We start from the raw sequence: 861 nt of genomic DNA on the forward strand, positions 1-861 counted from the left end.
TATCGTATTTATTTGAACTCTTTTGTTCTTTTTATTGCATTTTTCTTTTTAACTCTAGGGGGGATTGAGGGGTCTTTATATATATTTTTAGAAGAGGGCTCTAGTGTTGAGCTGGGTGACTATTTTCTAGAGTTTTCTTACTTATCTTTTTTTGTATTAATTTCCGTTTCTATCGCAGTCGGAGTGGTGAACCTTAGAAGGATTTTATATCTAACTCTATTTTTTGTTATTTGCTCAGTATATTTTGATGGTTTTATTCCGGGTTTTTTTTCAAAGACCTATTACCGAGCGGCTGGCTTTCCAGAAAACCCTAATTCTTCGGCGATGATAATTTGTATTTCAGTCTTGCTTCTCCTGAATTATGGTAGGTTATTGTTAAAAGACGTTGCTCTTATGTGTGCTGCGCTATTTGCAATAGTGTTGTGTGCATCAAGAGGGGGGGCGGTTATATTTTTTCTCATCTTATCTTGTTGGCTTTTTTCTCTTTACAGGGCATCTACTAATGCGCAAAGAGTAAAATATACGATTAGTCTTGTGGGTGCTATGTGTGTGGTATCGCTAATCTCTGTAAAGGTTATTTTTACAAGCGAGTTATTTGAGTCAGAACGAACTAGAGACAGGCTGTCTATAACTTCTCAGGATAGTGTATTAGAGAGGGATGATACTCGACTAGTTGTAATTGAAACATATCTAACAGAGATCGAAAATTGTTTTCCTATGATGTGTGGAGTAGCACAATATTATAATTCACCGAAGCATGCGCATAATACTAGTATTAATTACGCTTATAAGTATGGCGCCCCTTTACTTTTTCTTTCGATGCTTCCTATATTAGCTTTGTTAGCTTTGTTATATCGCTAT

1 protein-coding gene is annotated in these 861 nt (G+C 35.7%); it reads left to right on the forward strand.

The features are described 5' to 3' along the window. A partial coding sequence (locus tag A3766_RS31370; RefSeq protein WP_197479653.1) for a hypothetical protein occupies positions 1 to 861 on the forward strand: 861 nt, incomplete at both ends.

This window comes from Oleiphilus sp. HI0132 (assembly GCF_001635845.1).